This is a genomic window from Amycolatopsis sp. lyj-109 (genome assembly GCF_046548995.1).
Classification (GTDB): domain Bacteria; phylum Actinomycetota; class Actinomycetes; order Mycobacteriales; family Pseudonocardiaceae; genus Amycolatopsis.
Genome location: NZ_JAJPWR010000006.1, coordinates 117,305 through 137,509, shown reverse-complemented (window position 1 = coordinate 137,509; position 20,205 = coordinate 117,305). Strand labels below are relative to the sequence as shown.

The window sequence follows — 20,205 nt, the reverse complement described above, 5'->3', positions numbered from 1 at the left end:
CGTGGCCTCGCTGACCGGACTGCTGGCCCGCCACCTCGGCGACGTGCCGGGTGCGGTGGCGCTCGTGGCCCGCGGCGAGCAGGTCGAAGCCGCCGCGGCCGGCTCGGCCGACGCCGGGGGCACCGTGCCGATGGCGCGGGACTCGCTGTTCCGGGTCGCGGCGCTCACCAAGCCGATCGTGGCGGCGGCGACCTTGCTGCTCGTCGACGACGGCGAGCTGGCCCTGGCCGACCCGGTCGCGCGGTGGCTGCCGGAGCTGGCGGCTCCGGTGGTCGTCCGGACGCCCGCAGGCCCGGTCGACGACGTGGTGCCGGCCGATCGCCCGATCACGGTGGCCGACCTGCTCACCTTCCGCTGCGGATACGGTCTCCCCGCCGACATGGCGCTGCCCGCGGTCGACCTGCTGCTCCAGGTCCTGGGCCACCCGGCCGCGTCGGCGCGCGCGCCGGGACCGGACGAGTGGCTGGCGGCGCTGGCGCAGGTGCCACTGCTGCACCAGCCCGGCCGGGAGTGGCTGTACGGCACGGGCTCGGACCTGCAGGGCGTGCTGATCGCGCGGGTGTCCGGCCGTCCGCTGCCGGAGTTCCTGGCGGAGCGGCTGTTCGAGCCGCTCGGCATGGCCGACACGGGGTTCGCCGTGCCGACGGCGGCGCTCGGGCGGTTCACCAGCGCCTACCGCCGCGGCGACGACGGGCTGCGGCTGATCGACTCGCCGGAGGGCCGGTGGAGCGCGCCGCCGCCGTTCCCGTCCGGAGCCGGCGGGCTCGTCTCGACGGCCGACGACCTGCTGGCGTTCGCGAAGTTCGTGCGCGACGCAGGCACCGCGGGCGGGCACCGCCTGCTGACGCCGGAGTCGGTCCGCCGGATGACGACCGACCACCTGACGCCGGCCCAGCGGGCATCGGGCCGGCCGTTCCTGCGCGGCCAGGGCTGGGGCTACGGCGGATCGGTGGACGTCGACACGAAGGAACCCTGGGAGGTCCCGGGCCGCTACGGCTGGGTCGGCGGCGCGGGAACGGCCCTGCACCTGGTCCCGGCGACGGGCACGGTTTCGGTGCTGCTGACCCAGGTCGAGCTGACCAGTCCCGACCCCACCCCGCTGATGCGCGAGTTCTGGACCTACGCCGCAAGTTCGTGAAGGCCACCTTCAGGAACTTGTACTTCCTCAAGGTGGCCTTCACGAACTTCGGGCATCGCCGGCGAGGAGGTCGCCGAGGGCGAGGAGCTGGTGGGTGGCCGGGCCGAGCTCGAACTCCAAGCGCTTCGCCGCCGCGAAGTACCGGTGCACCACGTGGTCCACGTCGATGCCGACGCCGCCGTGGACGTGCACCGCCGTGTGGGCCACCCGGTGGCCCGCTTCCGCCGCCCAGAACTTCGCCGTCGCCACCGCTTCGGCTGCCGGGACGTCCGCCGTCAGTTGCCACGCCGCCTGCAGCGTCGTCAGGCGGACCGCTTCGACGTCCAGGTACGCGTCCGCCAGCCGCTGGCGGACCGCCTGGAACCCGCCGATCACGTGGCCGAACTGCTTCCGCTCGGCCGCGTACGCCGCGGTCAGCTCCAGCGCCCGCTCGACCACGCCGAGCTGCTGCGCGCACACCCCGACCGTCCCGCGCAGGCGCAGCCACTCGCCGATGTCGCCCAGCGACACCCCGGGCACGCCGGACAGCTCCAGCAGCCCGGCGTCCGCGTGGTCGACCGTCTGCTGCGGCCGCACCGTGACCCCCGGCGCCGCCGCGTCGACCAGGAACACCTCGCCGGCCGCCGCCACCAGGAACCCGTGTGCGAACGCGCCGAACGGCACCGCCGTCTGCGCACCCGACACCCGGCCGTCCGAAGCCGTGAACCCGGACAGTGCCACCGCGAGCACACGCTCGCCGCGCAGCACCGGCAGCACCCAGCGGTCCACCAGCTCCGGCGTGCCGAACTCCGCCAGCGCCGACGCCGCCATCGTGATCGACGAAAGATAGGGGACCGCCGCCACCGCCCGGCCGATCTCGGTCAGCACCGCGCACTGCTCGAGCAGCCCGAACCCGCCGCCGCCGAGGGATGACGGCAGCGCCGCGTCCAGCACGCCCGCCTGGCCGAGCGCCGTCCACGCCACCGGGTCGAAGCCGCCGGTGCCGTGCGGGTCGTGGGTGGCCTTGTCGGCCAGCAGCCGCCGGGTCAGTGCGGCGAGGTCGGCCGACGCTTCGGAAGGGGTGAAATCCATGGGGGCTCCTAGCGCGTGACGGGCAGGCCGAGGGCGGTCGCGGCGATCATGTCCCGCTGGATCTCGTTGGTGCCGCCGCCGAAGGTGAGGATCAGCGCCGACCGGTGCAGCCGCTCGATCCGCCCGGCCAGCAGCGCCCCCGGCGAGCCTTCGCGGACGACGGCGGCCGCGCCCAGCACCTCCATCAGCAGCCGGTAGGCCTCGATCACGAACTCCGTGCCGAACACCTTCGTCGCCGACGCCTCCGCCGGGCCGAGGTTGCTGGCCGCGGCCGCCCAGGCGATCCGCCAGTTCCGCAGCTTCAGGTACTCCGCGCCCGCGTGCACCCGCGCCAGGTGCAGCCGCACCCACTCGTGGTCGATGGCGCCGGTCTCCTTCGCCCACTCCAGGACGTCCGCCAGTGCCTTGCGGATCGGCGCGGACGACGTCAGCGCGACGCGCTCGTGGTTGAGCTGGTTGGTGATCAGCGGCCAGCCCGCGTTCTCTTCGGCGACGCGCGCCGACACCGGCACGCGCACGCCGTCGTAGTAGGTCGCGCTGGTGCCCGCCCCGGCCACGGTGTGCACCTTGGTCCACGAAAAGCCCTCGGCGGACGTCGGCACGATGAGCATCGACAGCCCGCGGTGCTTCTTCGCGTCCGGGTCGGTCCGGACCGCGAGCCAGACGTAGTCGGCGTACTCGATCAGGCTCGTCCACATCTTCTGGCCGGTGACGACGTACTCGTCGCCGTCGCGCTCGGCGCGCGTCCGCAGCGACGCCAGGTCGGTTCCGGCCTCCGGCTCGGAGTAGCCGATCGAGAAGTGCAGCTCGCCGGCGGCGATCTTCGGCAGGTAGAACGCCTTCTGTTCTTCGGTGCCGTAGCGCATGATCGTCGGGCCCACGGTGTTCACCGTCAGGAACGGGACCGGGACCCCGGCGACGGCCGCTTCGTCGGTGAAGATCAGCTGGTCGAGCATCGATCGGCCCTGCCCGCCGTACTCGGGCGGCCAGCCCAGCGCGAGCCAGCCGTCCTTGCCCAGCTGCCGCACGATCTCCTTGTACGCCACGCCGTCGCCGTACTCGCCGCCGCCGGAGCGGAGGCCCGCCCGCCGTTCGGGCGTCATCAGTTCGGCGAAGTACTCCCGAAGCTCGGCCGCCAAGGCCTGCTGCTCCGGCGTGTAGTCGATCCGCACCCGTCACCCCGATCCGGCGTTACACTAGAACCTGTTCTAGTTGTACCAGGACTCACGTGGCGGAGGAAGCATGGAGATCGGGGTCGACCGTTCGCTCTGCGAGGCGAACGCGGTGTGCGTGGGGTTCGCGCCGGAGATCTTCGACCTGGACGACGAGGAGGAACTCGTCATCCGGCCCGGCGCGGTGCCCGAAGACGAGGTAGAACGCGTTTCTGATGCGATCAAGGGTTGCCCGAAGAACGCGCTGTTCAGCATCGGTTAGCGCCGTTCACTGCTGGGCTTGCTCTGAACGAGAACAGATTCTACTGTAGGCCCGAGATCCAGGACTCGACGAGGAGGTCCCGCGGTGAGCTTGACCGGCAGGACGGCGATCGTCACGGGCGCTGCGGCGGGACTGGGCCGGGCCGAAGCGCTCGCGCTCGCCGCCCAGGGTGCCACGGTCGTCGTCAACGACATCGGCGAGCCGAAAGACGTCGTCACCGAGATCGAAGCGGCCGGCGGCAAGGCCGTCGCGGTCGCCGGCGACGTCGGCGACCGGGCCACGGCCGACGCGCTGGTGAGCGCCGCGCTCGACCTCGGCGGGCTCGACATCGTGGTGAACAACGCGGGCGTGCTCCGCGACAAGATGCTGTTCTCGATGTCCGACGACGACTGGGACACCGTGCTGCGCGTCCACCTGCGCGGCCACTTCCTGTTGTCCCGCAACGCCGCGAAGCACTGGCGCGACAAGTCCAAAGCGGACGGCGCGCCGGTGTACGGCCGGCTGGTCAACACCGCGTCCGAGGCGTTCCTCCTCGGCTCGCCCGGCCAGCCCAACTACGCCGCCGCCAAGGCGGGCATCACCGCGCTCACCATGTCGGCCGCCCGCGGCCTGGCCAAGTACGGCGTCCGCGCCAACGCGATCTGCCCTCGCGCGCGGACGGCGATGACCGAGGGCGTGTTCGGGGCCGCTCCATCCGAGGGCGCCGATCCGCTCTCGGTCGAGCACGTCGCCCCCTTCGTGGCCTACCTCGCCTCCCCGGCGGCCGAGCACGTCAACGGCCAGGTGTTCGTCGTCCACGGCGGCACGGTCGCCCTGGTCGAAGCCCCGAGGATCGAGCAGCGCTGGAAGCTCGACGAGCTCGAGACGTCCCTCAGTACCTATTTCGCCGGCCGCGACCCGGGCCGGATGTTCGCCGCCCCCGAGATCCTGGGAGAGTCATGAGGCTGGACGGGAAGATCGCCCTGATCACCGGCGCCGCGCGCGGGCAGGGCGAGGCCGCCGCGCGCGCGTTCGTCGCCGAAGGCGCGCACGTGGTGATCGCCGACATCCTCGACGACGAGGGCAAGCAGCTGGCCGCCGACCTCGGCGAGCAGGCCGTCTACCAGCACCTCGACGTCGGCGACGAAGACGGCTGGGCCGCCGCGGTGGAGCGCGCGACCACGGAGTTCGGTGTACCGAACGTGCTGGTCAACAACGCGGGCATCCTCCACTTCTCGGAGCTGGCGCAGACGACGCTGGCCGATTACGAGCGCGTGATCCGGGTGAACCAGATCGGGGCGTTTCTCGGGATGCGTTCGGTCGTTGAACCCATGACCGCCGCCGGCGGTGGCTCCATCGTCAACGTGTCCTCTGTGGAGGGTCTGGCCGGGATGCCCTACCTCGTCGCCTACACCGCGAGCAAGTTCGCGATCCGCGGCATGACCAAGGTCGCGGCGATGGAGCTCGGCAAGAAGCACATCCGCGTCAACTCGGTGCACCCCGGCGCGATCGACACCAAGATGGTCGAGACCGCGGCGGGCGGCCAGAAAGTCGACATGTCGTACGTCGGGAAGAAGGTTGCGCTGAGGCGGGTCGGGCAGCCCGAAGACATCGCCAAGCTGGTGTTGTTCCTGGCCAGCGACGAGAGCGCGTACTGCACGGGCGCGGAGTTCGTCGCGGACGGAGGGGCGACGGCGACGCACGCTCTCAATTTTTAGTGAACACCGCTAACGAAATGCGGTAACCGGGTGTGGAGAAGACTCGGAGGTCAACGGCGATCTACTGGGAGGTGTGGTGAGCGGAGGCACTGGCACGCTCCCGGGAACCGCGGCCCTGACCCAGGTCGGCCGCCTGGCGACGCTGTCCTGGGAAGTCCTGCGCGCGATCTTCAAGCGCCCCTTCCAGACCCGCGAGTGGATCCAGCAGTGCTGGTTCTTCGCCAGCGTCACGATCCTCCCGACGGCTTTGGTGGCCATTCCGTTCGGCGCGGTCATCGCACTGCAGCTCGGTTCGCTGACCGCGCAGATCGGCGCCCAGTCGTTCACCGGCGCGGCCAGCGCCCTGGCCATCGTGCAGCAGGCCAGCCCGCTGATCACCGCGCTGCTCGTCGCCGGCGCCGGCGGCAGCGCGGTCTGCGCGGACATCGGCGCGCGCAAGATCCGCGAAGAGATCGACGCCATGGAAGTCCTCGGCGTCAACCCGATCCAGCGGCTGATCGTGCCGCGGGTGCTCGCCGCGATGGTCGTTTCGGTGCTGCTGAACGGCTTGGTCAGCGTGGTCGGCGTGCTCGGCGGCTACTTCTTCAACGTCGTCCTGCAGGGCGGCACGCCCGGCGCGTACCTGGCCAGCTTCAACGCCCTCGCGCAGGTGCCGGACCTCTGGGTCAGCGAGATCAAGGCGCTGCTGTACGGCTTCGTCGCCGGGGTCGTCGCCGCCTTCCGCGGCCTGAACCCGGCGGGCGGCCCGAAGGGCGTCGGCGACGCGGTCAACCAGGCCGTCGTGATCACGTTCCTGCTGCTGTTCCTGATCAACGTCGTGCTCACCGCGATCTACCTGCGGATCGTCCCGCCCAAGGCGATGTGATGACCGCCGAACCCCTGGACGCCGACCGGACGCTCGAGTACATCGCGCGCCCGGGCCAGAGCCTGGAAGGACTCGGCAAGCAGCTGGCGTTCGCGGCGAAAGCGCTCGCCTGGTCCCCGCGCACGATCCGCCGCTACAGCCGGGAAACCCTGCGGCTGCTCACCGAGGTCTGCTTCGGCACCGGTGGCCTCGCGGTCATCGGCGGCACGCTCGGCGTGATGATCGGGATGACGCTGTTCACCGGCCTGATCGTCGGCCTGCAGGGCTATTCCGCGCTCAACCAGCTCGGCACGGCCGCGCTCACCGGGTTCATCTCCGCCTACTTCAACACCCGCGAAGTCGCGCCCCTTTCGGCCGGGCTCGCGCTGTCCGCCACCGTCGGCTGCGGCTTCACCGCCCAGCTCGGTGCGATGCGGATTTCCGAGGAGATCGACGCGCTGGAAGTCATGGGCGTGCCGAGCATGCCGTACCTGGTGACGACCCGGGTGCTCGCCGGCGTCGCCGCGGTGATCCCGCTGTACGCGGTCGGCCTGCTGTCGAGCTACCTCGCCTCCCGGCAGATCACCATCTGGCTCTACGGCCAGTCCGCGGGCACCTACGACCACTACTTCACGCTGTTCTTGCCCCCGGGCGACGTCCTGTGGTCGTTCGGCAAGGTGATCGTCTTCAGCGTGCTCGTGATCCTGTCCCATTGCTATTACGGCTTCAACGCCAGTGGTGGCCCGGCCGGTGTCGGCGTCGCCGTGGGCCGCGCGGTGCGGACGTCCATCGTGCTGATCTCGGTGCTGGACTTCTTTCTGTCCCTGGCGATCTGGGGCGCGAACACCACGGTGAGGATCTCGGGATGAGGCGCGAGCTCTGGCAGCGGCTCCGGTACCAGGTGCTGGGGCTCGTCTTCCTGCTCGTGGCCGCCTTGTTCATCGCGCTCACGCTGGCCGTGTACCACAAGGCGTTCACGCCGGTGACGCTCGTGAAGCTCGAGACCGACCGCGTCGGCAGCCAGCTGCGCACCGGTGGCGACGTCAAGGTCCGCGGCATGCTCGTCGGCGAAGTCCGGTCGGTGCTGGCGAAGGGCGACCACGCCGAGCTGGAGCTGGCCCTCGACCCGGAGAAGACGCCCGTCATCCCGGCGAACGTGTCGGCGCGGCTGCTCCCGAAGACGCTCTTCGGCGAGCGTTATGTGGCCCTCCAGCTGCCGGACAAGAAGGAACGGCCGATCCAGGCCGGTGACGTCATCCCGCAGGACCGCAGCAGCGCCGCGATCGAGCTGCAGAAGGTCCTCGACGACGTGATGCCGCTGCTGCAGGCGGTCCAGCCCGAAAAGCTGTCGAGCACCCTCACCGCGGTGGCGACCGCGCTCGACGGCCGCGGCAAGCAGCTCGGCGAGACCCTCGCCGGGCTGTCGGACTACCTCGGCAAGCTGAACCCGTCGCTGCCGGACGTCAAGGCCGACATCACCGGCCTGGCGAACGTCGCGGACACCTACGACAAGGCGGCGCCGGACATCCTGCAGGCGCTGTCCGACCTGACGACGACGAGCCGGACGATCGTCGACCAGCGCGCGCAGCTGTCCGACCTCTTCGTCACGGTTACCGCGGCTTCGGTGGACCTCACGAGCTTCCTTCAGGTCAACAAGGACAACCTGATCCGGCTCACCACGGCGATCCAGCCGACGCTGGACGTCCTGGCCAAGTACGCGCCCGAGTACCCGTGCCTCATGCGGCAGCTCGCCGAGTCGGTGCCGCGGGCGGAGCTGGCGTTCGGCAAGGGCACGGCCCACCCCGAGGTCAGCCGGGTCACCATCGAGTTCGCCGCCAGCCGCGGCAAGTACCTCCCCGGCGTCGACGAGCCGAAGTACGAGGACAAACGCGGGCCGCGCTGCTACCCGAGCGTCCCGCACCCCGGGGTGTGGCCGCAGTACCCGCCGGACGGCGCGATCAAGGACGGCTCCAGCAAGCCCCCGCCGCCCAAGTACCCGCCCGAGACGCTGCCCGCCGGGGGCGGGGCCGTCGGCGGCGACGGCACGATCGTCGGGTCGGCGTACGAGAACGACCTGATCGACCTGCTGGCCTCGCCCGCGCTCGGCACCTCGCCCGGGAACGTGCCCGGCTGGGCGGGCCTGCTCGTCGGGCCGCTCTACCGCGGGGCGGAGGTGGAGCTGAAGTGAGGAGTTTTGTCCCGTCCCTGATCAAACTCGCGGTGTTCGCCGTCGTCACCGTGCTGTTCACCGGGATCCTGGCGGCCACCATCGCGAACACCAACTTCGGCGAGACGTCGGGTTACCTGGCGAAGTTCACCGACGCGTCCGGGCTCAAGGAAGGCGACGACGTCCGCATCGCCGGGGTCAAGGTCGGCCAGGTCGACACGATCGAGGTGGTCAGTGCAGCCAAGGCGGGCGACCGGAACCTGGCGCAGGTGCGGTTCGACGTCGAGCACGCCTACCGGCTGCCGGAAACGGTGACCGCGACGATCAAGTACCGCAACCTCGTCGGCCAGCGCTACCTCGCGCTCGGCACGGACGTCCCCGGCGACAAGACGCTGCCCGACGGCGGCACGATCCCGCCGGAGCGCACGAAGCCCGCGCTGAACCTCACCGTGCTGTTCAACGGGTTCAAGCCGCTGTTCAGGGCGCTGAGCCCCCAGGACGTCAACCAGCTCTCGGCCGAGATCATCAGCGTCTTCCAGGGTGAGGGCGGCACGATCACCAGCCTGCTGCAACACACCGCGTCGCTGACGACGGCGATCGCCGGCAAGGACCACGTGATCGGCCAGGTCATCGCCAACCTCAACACCGTGCTCGGCACGGTCAACTCCCGCGGCGCCCAGCTCGGCGACCTCATCGAGCAGACGCAGAAGCTGGTCAGCGGGCTGGCCGAGCAGCGCAGGCCGATCGGCGACGCGGTCAGCGCGCTCGGCGACCTCGCCGTGTCGACCACCGGGCTCCTGGCCGACGCCCGCCCGGCGCTCAAGGACGACGTGGCCCAGCTCGGCGTCCTGTCGCAGAACCTCGGCGACTCCGGCCAGCTGCTCAACCACCTCCTCGAGGTGCTGCCGGGCAACCTGCAGAAGTTCACCCGGACGCTGAGCTACGGCAGCTGGTTCAACTACTACCTGTGCGGGATCACCGGCACCATCGGCATTTCCTCGCTCGACATCACGCTGCCGATCATCCCGATCCCGGGCACCCAGCGCGCGGAGAGGTGTGGGCCGTGAAGCCGCTGAAGGATCGCAACCAGGCGGGCGTCGGCGCGGTCGCGCTCGTGCTGATCGTGCTCGTCACGGCCACGACGTACTTCTCCGACCAGCTGCCGTTCTTCGGCAACGGCACGACGTACTCGGCCTACTTCGGCGAGTCCGCCGGGCTGGCGCCGGACAACGAGGTCGAGGTCGCCGGGGTCAAGGTCGGCACGGTGTCGTCGGTGAAGCTGGCGGGCAAGCAGGTGCTGGTCAAGTTCCGCGTCAAGGACGTCCGGGTCGGCGACGCCACCACGGCGTCGATCGAGATCAAGACGCTGCTGGGCGAGAAGTATCTTGCCCTCGACCCGAAGGGCAGCGGCGCACAGGAGCCGAACGACACGATCCCGCAGGCCCGCACGCGCACGCCGTTCCAGTTGCAGGACGCCTTCGAGCAGCTGTCGACCACGGTCGGCGACATCGACACGAAACAGCTCGCGGACAGCTTCAACGCCCTCTCGGACAGCCTCAAGGACAGCCCGCAGTACCTGAAGGACACGTTGAACGGGCTGTCGTCGCTCGCGAAAACGGTGTCCTCCCGCGACGCCGACCTGCACGCGCTGCTGGCCAACACGAGCCAGGTGTCGAAGACGCTGGCCGACCGCAACGCCCAGCTGCAGCGCGTGATCAGCGACGGCAACCTGCTGCTCACCGAGCTGCAGAACCGCAAACAGGCGATCCACGCCCTGCTCACCGGCACCCAGCAGCTTTCGCAACAGCTGACCGGGGTGGTCCAGGACAACCGCGACCAGCTCAAGCCGACGCTGGAGAAGCTCGGGAAGGTGACCGACATCCTGCAGCGCAACCAGGGCAACCTCGACCAGAGCCTGCAGCTGATGGCGCCGTTCGCCCGCGTCGGCGCGAACGCCACCGGCAACGGCCGCTGGTTCGAGGGCTACCTGTGCGGGCTGCTGCCGCCGACGATCACCGCGGGCGGGCTGCACATCAACCCCGAGGGCTGCACGCCGCCGATCGCGGCGCCGAACCAGGGGGTGGGCCGCCGATGACCATCCGCACCGCCCGCGGCCGCAGCCTGGTGACCTGGCTGGCGTTCGCCTGCGTCCTCGCGCTGATCGTCACCGCGGGGCTGTACCTGGTGTTCCGGTCGTCGAACGGGACCAAGCTGTCCGCGTACTTCGGTAAGACCGTCGGGCTGTACGCCGGTTCGTCGGTGCGGGTGCTCGGCGTGCCGGTCGGCGAGGTCACCGACGTCACGCCGCAGGGCGACGCGGTCCGCGTGGACATGCGGGTCGACGACGTCTCGCTGCCGGCCGACGTCGGTGCGGTCGTCGTCGCGCCGAGCCTGGTCAGCGACCGGTACGTCCAGCTGACCCCGGCCTACGACAGCGGACCGGTCCTCGCCTCGGGCACGGTGTTGGCGAAGGACCGCACGGCCACGCCGGTGGAGCTGGACGATCTGTATTCGAGCCTGGACAAGCTGTCGACGGCGCTGGGCCCGAACGGCGCCAACAAGGACGGTGCGCTGTCCGGCGTGCTCGACACCGCCGCGAACACGCTGAAGGGCAACGGTACTTCGCTGAACTCGACGGTCGGGCAACTGGCCGAGCTGGCCAAGACCCTCGACGGTTCGAAGGACGACCTGTTCTCGACCGTGCAGAACCTCAATTCCTTCACCGGCGCCTTGGCCCAGAGTGACCAGCAGCTCAACGAGTTCTACGGCCGCGTCGCCGACGTCAGCCGGTTCCTTGCCGCGGACTCGTCCGAGGTGGGCGCCGCGTTGCAGTCGCTCGGCGGCGCGCTCGGCGACGTCCAGCAGTTCGTCAACGACAACAAGACAGCGCTGGAATCCAATGTGGACAAGCTGGCGTCGCTGTCGAAGGTCCTGGTCGACCAGCGGGCTTCGCTCGCCGAGGTGCTCGACATCGCGCCGACCGGCGCCACGAACTTCATCAACTCCTACGACGCGGCGTCCGGCACCATCGCCGTCCGCGACAACCTGAACGAGCTGACCAACCCGCCGATCCTCACCGTGTGCCGGCTCATCAGCGCGGGCACGCCGAAGGAAATCCCCGACACCCTAGGCAGTATCTGCAAGCAGCTGGCCCCGATCCTCGATGGGGCTTTGAAGCTGCCGACGATCCCGCAGGTGCTCAACTCCCTGCAGAACGGGACGCTCCCGCCGTTGCCATTGCCGCTCATCGACGTGATGGAACAGCTTTCCGGGGGCAAGAAGTGAAGGGGCGCACGCGGATCGCCGGCGCGCTGGCCGGGGTGCTCGTGCTGGCCGGCTGCAGCGACGGCGGGTTCAACGGCCTCTACGGCACGCCGCTGCCGGGTGGCGCCGACGTCGGCGACCACGCCTACCACGTCACCGCGCTGTTCACCGACGTGCTCGACCTGGTGCCGCAGTCCAGCGTCAAGGTCAACGACGTCGCGGTGGGGCGCGTCGACAAGATCACGCTGACCCCGGACACGCGCTCGGCGCTGGTGGCGATGACCGTCAACGGCGACATCGCGCTGCCCGCCAACGCGCGCGCCGAGCTGAAGCAGTCTTCGCTCCTGGGCGAGAAGTTCGTGGAGCTGAGCGTGCCCACGGCCGAGCCGGCCGCCGGTCGCCTCGGCGACGGGGCGCAGATCCCGCTCGGGCGGACCAACCGCAACCCCGAGGTCGAGGAGGTGCTCGGCGCGCTTTCCCTGCTGCTCAACGGCGGCGGCGTCGAGCAGATCCAGAAGATCAGCCACGAGCTCAACGACGCGCTGTCCGGCAACGAGCCCGAGATCCGCGCGCTGCTGTCCCGAGTGGACGAACTGGCCACCCAGCTCGACGGGCACAAGACCGAGATCCTGCGGGCGATCGACGGTCTGGCGAAGCTGTCTGGCACTTTGACCGGCCAGACGCAGAACCTGACGAACGCGCTCGACAACCTGGCGCCGGGCCTGAAGGTCGTCACGGATCAGCGTGACCAGCTCGTCGGCATGCTGAACGCGCTCAACACCTTGTCCGGGGTCGCGGTGGACACCGTGACGAAGAGCCGCGACCAGCTCGTCGCCAACCTCAAGGCGCTGCAGCCGACCTTGACGAAGCTTGGTGAGGCCGGCCAGAACCTGCCGAACGCGTTGCAGATCCTGCTGACCTACCCGTTCCCGGACTACGCGGGCAACGTGATCAAGGGCGACTATGCGAACGTCGAGGCGAACGTGAACCTCGACCTGGACGTGCTGATCCAGAACTTCACGAACTCCTCGCAGCCGCCGATCGCGCTGCCGCAGGGGATCGGCGGGCAGCCTTCCGCGGTCGCGCCCCCGTTGCCGCTGCCCGACCTGGGGTCGGTACCGCCGGCCGCCGGCCCGAACCTGCTGGGCGGGCTGCTCGGCCTGATCGGGGGTGGCCGGTGACCCGCAAGATCCGGATTCAGCTGTTCGCGTTCGTCGTCATCGCGGTGGTGTCGGTGGTCTACGCCGGCGGCCGGTACGCGGGGCTGGACCGGCTCTTCGGCAACCGCGGTTACGTCGTGACCGCGCAGCTGACCGATTCGGGTGGCATCTTCGTCAATTCCGAGGTCGCCTACCGCGGGGTCACGGTCGGCCGGGTGACGTCGATGACGCTCACCGAGCACGGCGTCGACGTCGCCCTCGACATCGACGCGGGCGCCCCGGACATCCCGGCCGACGCGCACGCGCAGGTGGCGAACCGGTCGGCGGTGGGGGAGCAGTTCGTGGATCTGCTCCCCCAGCACAACGGCGGCCCGTTCCTGGCGGAGGGCTCGGTGATCACCGCGGACCGGACGTCGCTGCCGCCGTCACCGGACACCGTGCTCACCCACCTCGACGACCTCGTCGCGAGCGTGCACCCGGAGTCCCTGCGGACGGTCGTCGACGAGACGTACAACGCGTTCGCGGGCGCGGGGCCGGAACTCCAGCAGCTGCTGGACAGCACGGGGTCGCTGACGGCGGTGGCCGCGCAGTACGTGCCGCAGACGCAGGGGCTGCTGGCGAACTCGCGCATCGTGCTGGGCACCCAGGAGCGGCAGGCGGCGAACATCACCGACTTCGCTGCTGGTTTGAAGACGATCGCGGGTCAGCTCAAGAAGTCCGACCCGGACCTGCGGCGGGTGATCGCGCAGGCGCCGCGGCTGAGCCGGCAGATCAGCGACGTGCTGGCCGCGTCCGGAACGGACCTGGGCGTGCTGTTCGCCAACTTGCTGACCACGGCGCAGATCACGACGTCCCGGAAGGACTCGATCGAGGAGCTGCTGGTCGCGTACCCGATCATCTCGGCGTTCTCGCCATCGACGTCCCCGGACGGCACGGGTCACCTGGGCGTGGTGTTCAACTTCTTCGACCCGGCTTCGTGCACGAAGGGGTACGAGGGGACGAAGCAGCGTCCGGCGAACGATCTCACGGAAGCCCCGGTGAACGTGAACGCGTATTGCGCCGAGCCGCCGGGCAGCCCGACCGGGGTGCGCGGGGCGCAGAACGCGCCTTACGCGGGGAAGCCGCCCGCGATTCCCGCGGCGCCTCAGCAGCAGGCTGCCTCGTCTTCGCCGGTGCAGCTGCCAGGGATGCTGAGCTTGCTCACGGGGCCGTCTTCGGGTGGGCTCGGCCGGTTGCTGGGCGCGCCGTGAAGCTGCGTTTCCTGGTGGCTTTGGCGGTGCTTTCCGTGCTGGCGGCCGCGTTCGCGGGCTGGTCCTGGTGGCGGGCGGCAGCGGACGATTCGTTCGCCCGCGGCCGTGAGCGTGACGCGGTCCTGGCGGCGGCCGGCCCGGCATTGGTCACGTTGAACACGATCGACTACCGCACAGCGGCGGCGGACGTGGACCGCTGGATCGCGGCGACGACGGGCCAGTACGGAAAGGACTTGGCGGGCGACCGCCAGCTGCAGATCGACCGGGCTTCTGCCGCACGTACGGTGTCGACGGCATCCCTGGTCCAGGCGGCGGTGACGGAGATCGACCCCGCTGGTGGGGCGGCGCGCCTCCTGGCGGTGCTGGACGTCCGCGTGTCGACGGGCGGTGGCGCTGTTTCGCCGCGTCTCAACCGTCTGACGGTGGACGTGTCCCGCTCCGCGGACGGCTGGAAGATCGCCGGGGTTCAGGCGGCGGGCTCATGACCCGGGTGCTGGTCTTGGTGGTGGCGCTGGCCCTGGGTTGCACGGCGTGGTTCGGCATCGAAGCCGCCTCGCTGTCCCCGGGCGACAATCTCGCGTTGGTCGATGGCCCGGCGACCGCTGACGTGTCGTCGTCGGTGAGTGACGCGGTCAAGGCGGTGTTCTCGTACGACTACGCGAACCTTGCCCGGACCGAGCGCGCGGCTGCGGACGTCCTGACGGGGGACGCGGTCCGGCAGTACCAGGCCCAGTTCGCCTCGGCTCGGACGCGGGTGTCGGCGGAAAAGCTGACTCGGACGACGACGGTCCGGGCGATCGGGGTCCGGTCGTTGCGGGGGGATTCCGCGGATCTGCTCCTGTTCCTGGACCAGCAGACCGTGGCCCAGGGCGGGGGAGCGCCGACGTCGTCGGTGGCGCAGCTGGCGGTGACGGCGAAGCGGGTGGACGGTCGCTGGAAGCTGGCGACCCTGACGGCGCTTTAGCCGTCCCACACCGCCGCGCCCTGGCGGACGACCTCCACATCGGACGGTCCGGACACCGGCCACAGCTCCACCACGTACCGGTAGTGCTCCCCGAACTCGTGCTCGTTCCACGTCACCGCGGGCGGACCGGCGGGCACGTACGAAACCCGCGCCCGGTACAACCCGGGAAGCACCGAAAAGAACCGCTCCTGCGACGGATAGTCCGAAGGCCCGGAAATCACCAACCGGCCGCTCGGAACCGGAAGGTCCGCTTCCACCACGTGCTCGGCGGACGGATCCACCGCAGGCGGCGAGGGCACCAGGTTCACCGAAGACTCGACCACGTCCGAGCGGGCCGTCGCGATCGCGAGACCGCCCGGCTCCACCCCGATCCGGTGACAGTCCACCGCGACCGAAGTCCAGCCGCTGCCCGTCAACCGGGAGCGGGAGTCCCGCACCGAGAACTGGCGCTGGTCGGCGTGGACGACGAGATGCACACGAACCACCCTAGCCAGGACCCGGCCCGGAATGGTATCGACACCGGGTTTAGCGTTGACGGCATGACCACTGCTTCCGTCGACGTCGACACGGCCCGCAGCGACTACGCGGCCCTGGTCGGCCGAGGCCTCTCCCTGGACATCACCCGCGGCAAGCCGTCCCCCGAGCAGCTCGATCTTTCGAACGCGCTGCTCGGCCTCCCGGGCGACGGCACCTTCAAGGCCGAGGACGGCACCGACGTCCGCAACTACGGCGGCCTCAACGGCCTGCCGGAGCTGCGCCGCATCTTCGCCCCCGCGCTGCAGGTGCCCGCCGGGCAGCTGCTCGCCGCCGGCAACTCGAGCCTCGAGCTGATGCACGACGCCGTCGTCCAGGCGCTGCTGAGCAAGCTGCCCGGCGCCGAGCGCCGCTGGGCCGACGAGCCGCAGGTGAAGTTCCTCGCCCCGGTCCCGGGCTACGACCGCCACTTCGCGCTCACCGAGCGCTTCGGCATCGAGCTCGTGCCGGTCGCGATGACCGACGAGGGTCCGGACATGGACGTCGTCGAGACGCTGGTCGCCGAGGACCCGGCCGTCAAGGGCATCTGGTGCGTGCCGAAGTACAGCAACCCCACCGGGGTCACGTTCAGTGACGACGTGGTGAAGCGGCTCGCCACCATGCGCACCGCGGCGCCGGACTTCCGGATCTTCTGGGACAACGCCTACGCCGTGCACCACCTGACCGACGACGAGCCGGAGCTGGCCGACGTCCTCGCCCTGGCCACCGAGGCCGGTCACGCCGACCGCGTCTTCGTCTTCGGCTCCACCTCGAAGATCACCCTCGCCGGCGCCGGCGTCGGCTTCTTCGGCGCCTCCGAGGCCAACCTCGCCTGGTGGAGCGGCAACATCGGCAAGCGCACGATCGGCCCGGACAAGGTCAACCAGCTGCGCCACGCCCACTTCCTGAAGGACGAAGACGGCGTCCGCGCCCACATGCGCAAGCACGCCGACGTCATCGGCCCGAAGTTCGCGGCCGTCGACCGCATCCTCACCGAGGAGCTGGCCGACCTGGCGTCCTGGACCAAGCCGACCGGCGGGTACTTCATCACGCTGACCGTCCCGCAGGGCACCGCGAAGGAGGTCGTGCGGCTGGCGAAGGAGGCCGGTGTCGCGCTGACCCCCGCCGGGGCGACCCACCCGCACGGAAACGACCCGGCCGATGCCGTCATCCGGATCGCGCCGACCTTCCCGAAGCTCGCCGAGGTCGAAGAGGCTGTCCGCGCGCTCGCGGTGTGCGTCCGGCTTGCGGTTGCGCAACGCGGCTGACCTGGGCAAACCGAAGTCGATCAAAATTTTTTCCCTTTTGACCGAGCCGGGGGCCGTCCGGGTACGTATGACCGGTGGGTGAGGTGGACGAACTCGTCACGAGAGGACGTCCCCCGGTGTTCGGAAAACGCTACACAGAGCAGCTGATCGAGCGCAGCGCGGAGAACGCGACCGACCGCCGCCGCTTCCTCAAGGCTGCGGGAGCGGCGGGGCTCGGCGTCGCGGGTGCCGGCGCGCTCGGCACGGCGCTGTCGCTGGGCCTCGGCTCGGCAGGTGCCACATCGCAGTACGGAGCGCAGGGAGGTGACAAGGCGAAGGAGGCGGCGAGCGATGCCGCCGTGCTGAACTTCGCGCTGAACCTCGAGTACCTCGAGGCGAACCTGTACTCGTTCGCCGTGTACGGCTACGGGCTGAACGAGAAGTACGTCAACGGCGTCGGCAACCTCGGCAAGGTCTCCGGTGGGCACGCGGTGAAGTTCAAGAGCGAGCACACCAAGCAGATCGTCCAGGAGATCGCCGGCGACGAGGTCGCGCACGTGGCCTTCCTGCGCAAGGCGCTCGACAAGGCCGCCGTCGCGCAGCCGGAGATCGACTTCCAGAACAGCTTCACCGCGGCCATGCAGGCCGCGGGCGTGATCAAGCAGGGCCAAACGTTCGACCCGTTCGCGAGCGAGAACAACTTCCTGCTGGCCGCGTTCCTGTTCGAGGACGTCGGCGTGTCGGCCTACAAGGGCGCGGCGCCGCTGGTGAACAACAAGACGTTCCTCGACGCGGCGGCGGGCATCCTCGCGGTCGAGGCCTACCACGCGGGCATCGTGCGCGGCCAGCTGTTCGAACGCGGCCTCGGCGACGTCACGAACAAGATCTCCGACGCCCGCGACAGCCTCGACGGCAAGGCCGACGACGACGAAGGCGTCCTCAAGGACGGCAAGGCGAACCTCGTGCCGACGGACGCCAACGGCATCGCGTTCGGCCGCTCGGCCGACCGCGTGCTCAACATCGCCTACCTGAACCCGGACAAGGTGAACTCGGGCGGCTTCTACCCGCGCGGCCTCAACGGCGAAATCGCCACCAGCGGTGCGAAGGAGAAGTAGGCGCCGCGTGCCGCCGCCACGGTAACGTCACCGGCGGCGGCACGCGGAGTCGACTGGGGGGCGCGAAGTGCGGGTACTGATCGCGGGCGGCGGGATCTCGGGCACGGTCACGGCGATGGCGCTGAAGCTCGCCGGGCACGAGGCGATCGTGTACGAGGCCCATCCCGCAGGTGGGGACGACATCGGCGCGTTCCTCACGATCATGCACAACGGCATGGACGCCCTGCGCGCGATCGGCGCCGACCGGCCGGTGATCGACAGTTCGTTCGCCGCTTACGGGGTCGAGCTCGTCGCCCCGACGGGGGAGACCGTCGGGCGGCGCGAGTTCGACACCGAAGGCCTCGACGGGCCGCGCACGCTCACCCGCGCGACGCTCTACCGCGTCCTGCAGGACGAAGCGGCGCGCCGCGGTGTGCCGCTGGCGCGCGGCAAACGGTTGGTGGGCGCCGCTTCGAGTGCCGACGGGATCACGGCGGTGTTCGCCGACGGCACCACCGCGACCGGCGACGTCCTCGTCGGCGCGGACGGCCTGCGTTCGGTCGTCCGGCACCTGATCGACCCGGCCGCCGGCGATCCCCGCTACACCGGGCTGACCGTCGTGTACGGCTACACGCGAGCGGGCGGGCTGCCCGCCGCGCCCGGGATCTACCGGATGATCCGCGGCAGCCGGGCGGCCTTCGGGTTCACCACCGACCCCGGCGGCGCGACCTTCTGGTTCGCCCGCATCCCGGACGCCGAGCGGTCCCGCGAGGAGATCGCTGCGGTCACCCCGGCGGGCTGGCGCGAGTTCGCGCACGCGGCGTTCGACGGCGATCCGCTGCCCTGCGCGGACATCGTCGCCGCGACCGGGGACGAGGTGTTCGGCGGGCACTCCTACGACGTCCCGGAGACCCGGCTCTGGTCGACGCCCGAGATGGTCCTCACCGGGGACGCCGCCCACGCCGCGTCCCCGGCTGCGGGGCAGGGCGCGTCGATGGCGCTGGAGGACAGTGTCGTGCTGGCGCAGTGCCTGCGCGACCTGCCGGACCCGGCGTCGGCCTTCGCGGCGTACGAAGGCCTTCGCCGCGAGCGAGTCGAGAAGCTGGTGAAGGCGAGCGCGGGCGGGGACGTCGGCGAGGAGCGCGGCTGGCTGTACGCGCACCACCTCGACTGGGAAGCGAAGATCACCGCCTAGCCTCTGCCCGGCCCCAAGCGCCCCAATGTGGCCTTCGGTGCGTCTGACGCACCCAAGGCGGCCTTCGGTGCGTCAGACGCAACCAAGGCCGCCTTGGGGCGCAGGGGGACTCACGACCGGGAGCCGCAGGAGTCGCGGACCACCAGTTTCGTCGGTAGCAGCACCGGTTCCGGGGCCGTTGCGTTCTCGAGCATCGCCAGGAGCGCACCCGCCGCCGCCGTGCCGAAGCCCGGTTTGTCCTGGGCCACCGTCGTCAGGGCCGGGTCCACCAGGGACGCCACCTCGATGTCGTCGAACCCCACCACCGCCAGGTCCGCCGGCACCCGCAGCCCGGCCGCGCGGGCCGCCAGCAGCGCGCCGACCGCCATCTCGTCGCTGGCCGCGAACACCGCCGTCGGCGGCTCCTTGCGGGCCAGGAGCCGCCGCATGCCGACGAACCCGCTTTCGCGGTAGAAGTCGCCGCCGATCACGAGGTCCTCCACCACCGGCAGCCCGGCTTCGGCCAGCCCACGTCGGTAGCCCTCGGTGCGGGCGGCGGCGGGCGCGTTGCCGCGGGGCCCGGTGATCGTCGCGATCCGGCGGTGGCCGAGGGCGGCCAGGTGCCGGACGGCCTCCGCCGCGCCGCCGGCGTTGTCCGACGTCACGTGGGTGGCCCGCGGTCCGGAGAGGGCGACGTCCAGCGCGACGCACGGCAGCCCGGACTGGGCGAACGCGGTGAACGCGTCGGCGTCCGTCCCGCTGTCGATGAGCACCAGCCCGGCCAAGTGGTGCCGGCGGGTCATGCTCACGTAACCGATCGGGTCGGCCAGCGACACGCCGGGGTGGCGGTCGCGGGCGGCGTCGCTCGTCGCGAGCATCAGCAGGTGGTAGCCGTGCGAGCTCAATGCGGATTTGAGGCCCAGCAACAGGTCCTGCAGGAACGGGTGCCGCCAGCCGGGCCGCCGGTGGTCGGTGTCCCAGACCAGCCCGACCATCGCCGACTGCTGCCGCGACAGCGCGCGCGCCGACTCGTTCGGCGAGAAATCGAGGTCCCGCGCCACGCGTTCGACGCGTTCGCGTGTCGTCGCGCTGACCGTGGCGGGGCGGTTGAACACCCGCGACACGGTGGCGACGGAAACCCCGCAGAGCTGCGCTACCTCGCGAGCGGTGACCATGGCTGACTCCGTT

General features: G+C 70.6%; 21 protein-coding genes. 17 read left to right on the top strand and 4 right to left on the bottom strand.

Annotated features, from left to right (window positions below; genetic code table 11):
• The first annotated feature begins 1 nt into the window (after position 1).
• Positions 2-1,138: a serine hydrolase domain-containing protein gene (locus ACLJQF_RS15145; RefSeq protein WP_410609201.1), complete on the top strand. Its 1,137-nt coding sequence runs from the start codon at positions 2-4 to the stop codon at positions 1,136-1,138.
• A 39-nt stretch (positions 1,139-1,177) separates the two neighbouring features.
• Here the strand turns inward: ACLJQF_RS15145 and ACLJQF_RS15140 are convergent, their stop codons facing one another.
• Both ACLJQF_RS15140 and ACLJQF_RS15135 read right to left on the bottom strand, forming a co-directional pair.
• Entirely contained in the window at positions 1,178-2,209 is a 1,032-nt protein-coding gene (locus ACLJQF_RS15140) for an acyl-CoA dehydrogenase family protein (protein ID WP_410609200.1), read from the bottom strand.
• Positions 2,210-2,217: 8 nt separating this feature from the next.
• Positions 2,218-3,381 carry an acyl-CoA dehydrogenase family protein gene (locus tag ACLJQF_RS15135; protein ID WP_410609199.1) on the bottom strand — a complete coding sequence of 388 codons (1,164 nt, stop codon included), beginning with the start codon at positions 3,379-3,381 and terminating at the stop codon, positions 2,218-2,220.
• A gap of 70 nt (positions 3,382-3,451) precedes the next feature.
• Here ACLJQF_RS15135 and ACLJQF_RS15130 point away from each other — a divergent pair, with 70 nt between their 5' ends.
• The 13 genes from ACLJQF_RS15130 to ACLJQF_RS15070 all read left to right on the top strand — a co-directional run bounded on the left by ACLJQF_RS15130 (position 3,452) and on the right by ACLJQF_RS15070 (position 14,989).
• Positions 3,452-3,643 (top strand): ferredoxin, encoded by a 192-nt coding sequence (locus ACLJQF_RS15130; RefSeq protein ID WP_410609198.1) that lies wholly within the window; start codon positions 3,452-3,454, stop codon positions 3,641-3,643.
• An 84-nt stretch (positions 3,644-3,727) separates the two neighbouring features.
• Positions 3,728-4,585 carry a 3-oxoacyl-ACP reductase gene (locus ACLJQF_RS15125; protein ID WP_410609197.1) on the top strand — a complete coding sequence of 286 codons (858 nt, stop codon included), beginning with the start codon at positions 3,728-3,730 and terminating at the stop codon, positions 4,583-4,585.
• A complete protein-coding gene (locus tag ACLJQF_RS15120; RefSeq protein ID WP_410609196.1) occupies positions 4,582-5,340 on the top strand; it encodes a glucose 1-dehydrogenase in 759 nt (252 codons plus the stop codon). Before ACLJQF_RS15125 ends, ACLJQF_RS15120 begins: the two co-directional genes overlap by 4 nt.
• A 76-nt stretch (positions 5,341-5,416) precedes the next feature.
• Positions 5,417-6,205: an MlaE family ABC transporter permease gene (locus tag ACLJQF_RS15115; protein WP_086838139.1), complete on the top strand. Its 789-nt coding sequence runs from the start codon at positions 5,417-5,419 to the stop codon at positions 6,203-6,205.
• Positions 6,205-7,053, top strand: coding sequence for an MlaE family ABC transporter permease (locus tag ACLJQF_RS15110; RefSeq protein WP_014466821.1), 849 nt, complete (start codon positions 6,205-6,207; stop codon positions 7,051-7,053). The genes ACLJQF_RS15115 and ACLJQF_RS15110 overlap by 1 nt, the downstream gene beginning before the upstream one ends.
• Positions 7,050-8,372, top strand: coding sequence for an MCE family protein (locus ACLJQF_RS15105; RefSeq protein ID WP_410609195.1), 1,323 nt, complete (start codon positions 7,050-7,052; stop codon positions 8,370-8,372). The genes ACLJQF_RS15110 and ACLJQF_RS15105 overlap by 4 nt, the downstream gene beginning before the upstream one ends.
• Positions 8,369-9,418 carry an MCE family protein gene (locus ACLJQF_RS15100; protein ID WP_410609194.1) on the top strand — a complete coding sequence of 350 codons (1,050 nt, stop codon included), beginning with the start codon at positions 8,369-8,371 and terminating at the stop codon, positions 9,416-9,418. Before ACLJQF_RS15105 ends, ACLJQF_RS15100 begins: the two co-directional genes overlap by 4 nt.
• Entirely contained in the window at positions 9,415-10,446 is a 1,032-nt protein-coding gene (locus tag ACLJQF_RS15095; RefSeq protein ID WP_410609193.1) for an MCE family protein, read from the top strand. The genes ACLJQF_RS15100 and ACLJQF_RS15095 overlap by 4 nt, the downstream gene beginning before the upstream one ends.
• Positions 10,443-11,636, top strand: coding sequence for an MCE family protein (locus tag ACLJQF_RS15090; RefSeq protein ID WP_410609192.1), 1,194 nt, complete (start codon positions 10,443-10,445; stop codon positions 11,634-11,636). The genes ACLJQF_RS15095 and ACLJQF_RS15090 overlap by 4 nt, the downstream gene beginning before the upstream one ends.
• The gene (locus tag ACLJQF_RS15085) at positions 11,633-12,796 is read left to right on the top strand and encodes an MCE family protein (RefSeq protein WP_410609191.1); all 1,164 of its coding nucleotides are present in this window, start codon (positions 11,633-11,635) and stop codon (positions 12,794-12,796) included. The genes ACLJQF_RS15090 and ACLJQF_RS15085 overlap by 4 nt, the downstream gene beginning before the upstream one ends.
• Positions 12,793-14,025, top strand: a complete 1,233-nt coding sequence (locus ACLJQF_RS15080; protein WP_410609190.1) for an MCE family protein — start codon at positions 12,793-12,795, stop codon at positions 14,023-14,025. Before ACLJQF_RS15085 ends, ACLJQF_RS15080 begins: the two co-directional genes overlap by 4 nt.
• Positions 14,022-14,510, top strand: coding sequence for a hypothetical protein (locus ACLJQF_RS15075; RefSeq protein WP_410609189.1), 489 nt, complete (start codon positions 14,022-14,024; stop codon positions 14,508-14,510). The genes ACLJQF_RS15080 and ACLJQF_RS15075 overlap by 4 nt, the downstream gene beginning before the upstream one ends.
• The gene (locus ACLJQF_RS15070; protein ID WP_410609188.1) at positions 14,507-14,989 is read left to right on the top strand and encodes a hypothetical protein; all 483 of its coding nucleotides are present in this window, start codon (positions 14,507-14,509) and stop codon (positions 14,987-14,989) included. Before ACLJQF_RS15075 ends, ACLJQF_RS15070 begins: the two co-directional genes overlap by 4 nt.
• Here the strand turns inward: ACLJQF_RS15070 and ACLJQF_RS15065 are convergent.
• Positions 14,986-15,465, bottom strand: coding sequence for a hypothetical protein (locus tag ACLJQF_RS15065; protein ID WP_410609187.1), 480 nt, complete (start codon positions 15,463-15,465; stop codon positions 14,986-14,988). The genes ACLJQF_RS15070 and ACLJQF_RS15065 overlap by 4 nt on opposite strands.
• 63 nt (positions 15,466-15,528) lie before the next feature.
• Between ACLJQF_RS15065 and ACLJQF_RS15060 the strand changes: the two genes are divergently transcribed.
• The 3 genes from ACLJQF_RS15060 to ACLJQF_RS15050 all read left to right on the top strand — a co-directional run bounded on the left by ACLJQF_RS15060 (position 15,529) and on the right by ACLJQF_RS15050 (position 19,038).
• Entirely contained in the window at positions 15,529-16,770 is a 1,242-nt protein-coding gene (locus ACLJQF_RS15060; RefSeq protein WP_410609186.1) for an aminotransferase class I/II-fold pyridoxal phosphate-dependent enzyme, read from the top strand.
• A 116-nt stretch (positions 16,771-16,886) separates the two neighbouring features.
• Positions 16,887-17,864 (top strand): ferritin-like domain-containing protein, encoded by a 978-nt coding sequence (locus tag ACLJQF_RS15055; RefSeq protein ID WP_410609185.1) that lies wholly within the window; start codon positions 16,887-16,889, stop codon positions 17,862-17,864.
• A 67-nt stretch (positions 17,865-17,931) separates the two neighbouring features.
• Complete coding sequence (locus tag ACLJQF_RS15050; RefSeq protein ID WP_410609184.1) at positions 17,932-19,038, top strand: FAD-dependent monooxygenase; 1,107 nt, start codon at positions 17,932-17,934, stop codon at positions 19,036-19,038.
• A gap of 110 nt (positions 19,039-19,148) precedes the next feature.
• On the opposite strand, the gene ACLJQF_RS15045 is transcribed toward ACLJQF_RS15050, so the two are convergent.
• Positions 19,149-20,192 (bottom strand): LacI family DNA-binding transcriptional regulator, encoded by a 1,044-nt coding sequence (locus ACLJQF_RS15045; RefSeq protein WP_410609183.1) that lies wholly within the window; start codon positions 20,190-20,192, stop codon positions 19,149-19,151.
• Positions 20,193-20,205: the final 13 nt, after the last annotated feature.

What these genes read in the sequence shown, in the direction of transcription:
- ACLJQF_RS15070 (WP_410609188.1), top strand. Translation starts at nt 14,507, where the DNA reads ATGACCCGGGTGCTGGTCTTGGTGGTGGCGCTGGCCCTGGGTTGCACG.
- ACLJQF_RS15105 (WP_410609195.1), top strand. Translation starts at nt 7,050, where the DNA reads ATGAGGCGCGAGCTCTGGCAGCGGCTCCGGTACCAGGTGCTGGGGCTC.
- ACLJQF_RS15045 (WP_410609183.1), bottom strand. Translation starts at nt 20,192, where the DNA reads ATGGTCACCGCTCGCGAGGTAGCGCAGCTCTGCGGGGTTTCCGTCGCC.
- ACLJQF_RS15130 (WP_410609198.1), top strand. Translation starts at nt 3,452, where the DNA reads ATGGAGATCGGGGTCGACCGTTCGCTCTGCGAGGCGAACGCGGTGTGC.
- ACLJQF_RS15140 (WP_410609200.1), bottom strand. Translation starts at nt 2,209, where the DNA reads ATGGATTTCACCCCTTCCGAAGCGTCGGCCGACCTCGCCGCACTGACC.
- ACLJQF_RS15110 (WP_014466821.1), top strand. Translation starts at nt 6,205, where the DNA reads ATGACCGCCGAACCCCTGGACGCCGACCGGACGCTCGAGTACATCGCG.
- ACLJQF_RS15090 (WP_410609192.1), top strand. Translation starts at nt 10,443, where the DNA reads ATGACCATCCGCACCGCCCGCGGCCGCAGCCTGGTGACCTGGCTGGCG.
- ACLJQF_RS15060 (WP_410609186.1), top strand. Translation starts at nt 15,529, where the DNA reads ATGACCACTGCTTCCGTCGACGTCGACACGGCCCGCAGCGACTACGCG.
- ACLJQF_RS15120 (WP_410609196.1), top strand. Translation starts at nt 4,582, where the DNA reads ATGAGGCTGGACGGGAAGATCGCCCTGATCACCGGCGCCGCGCGCGGG.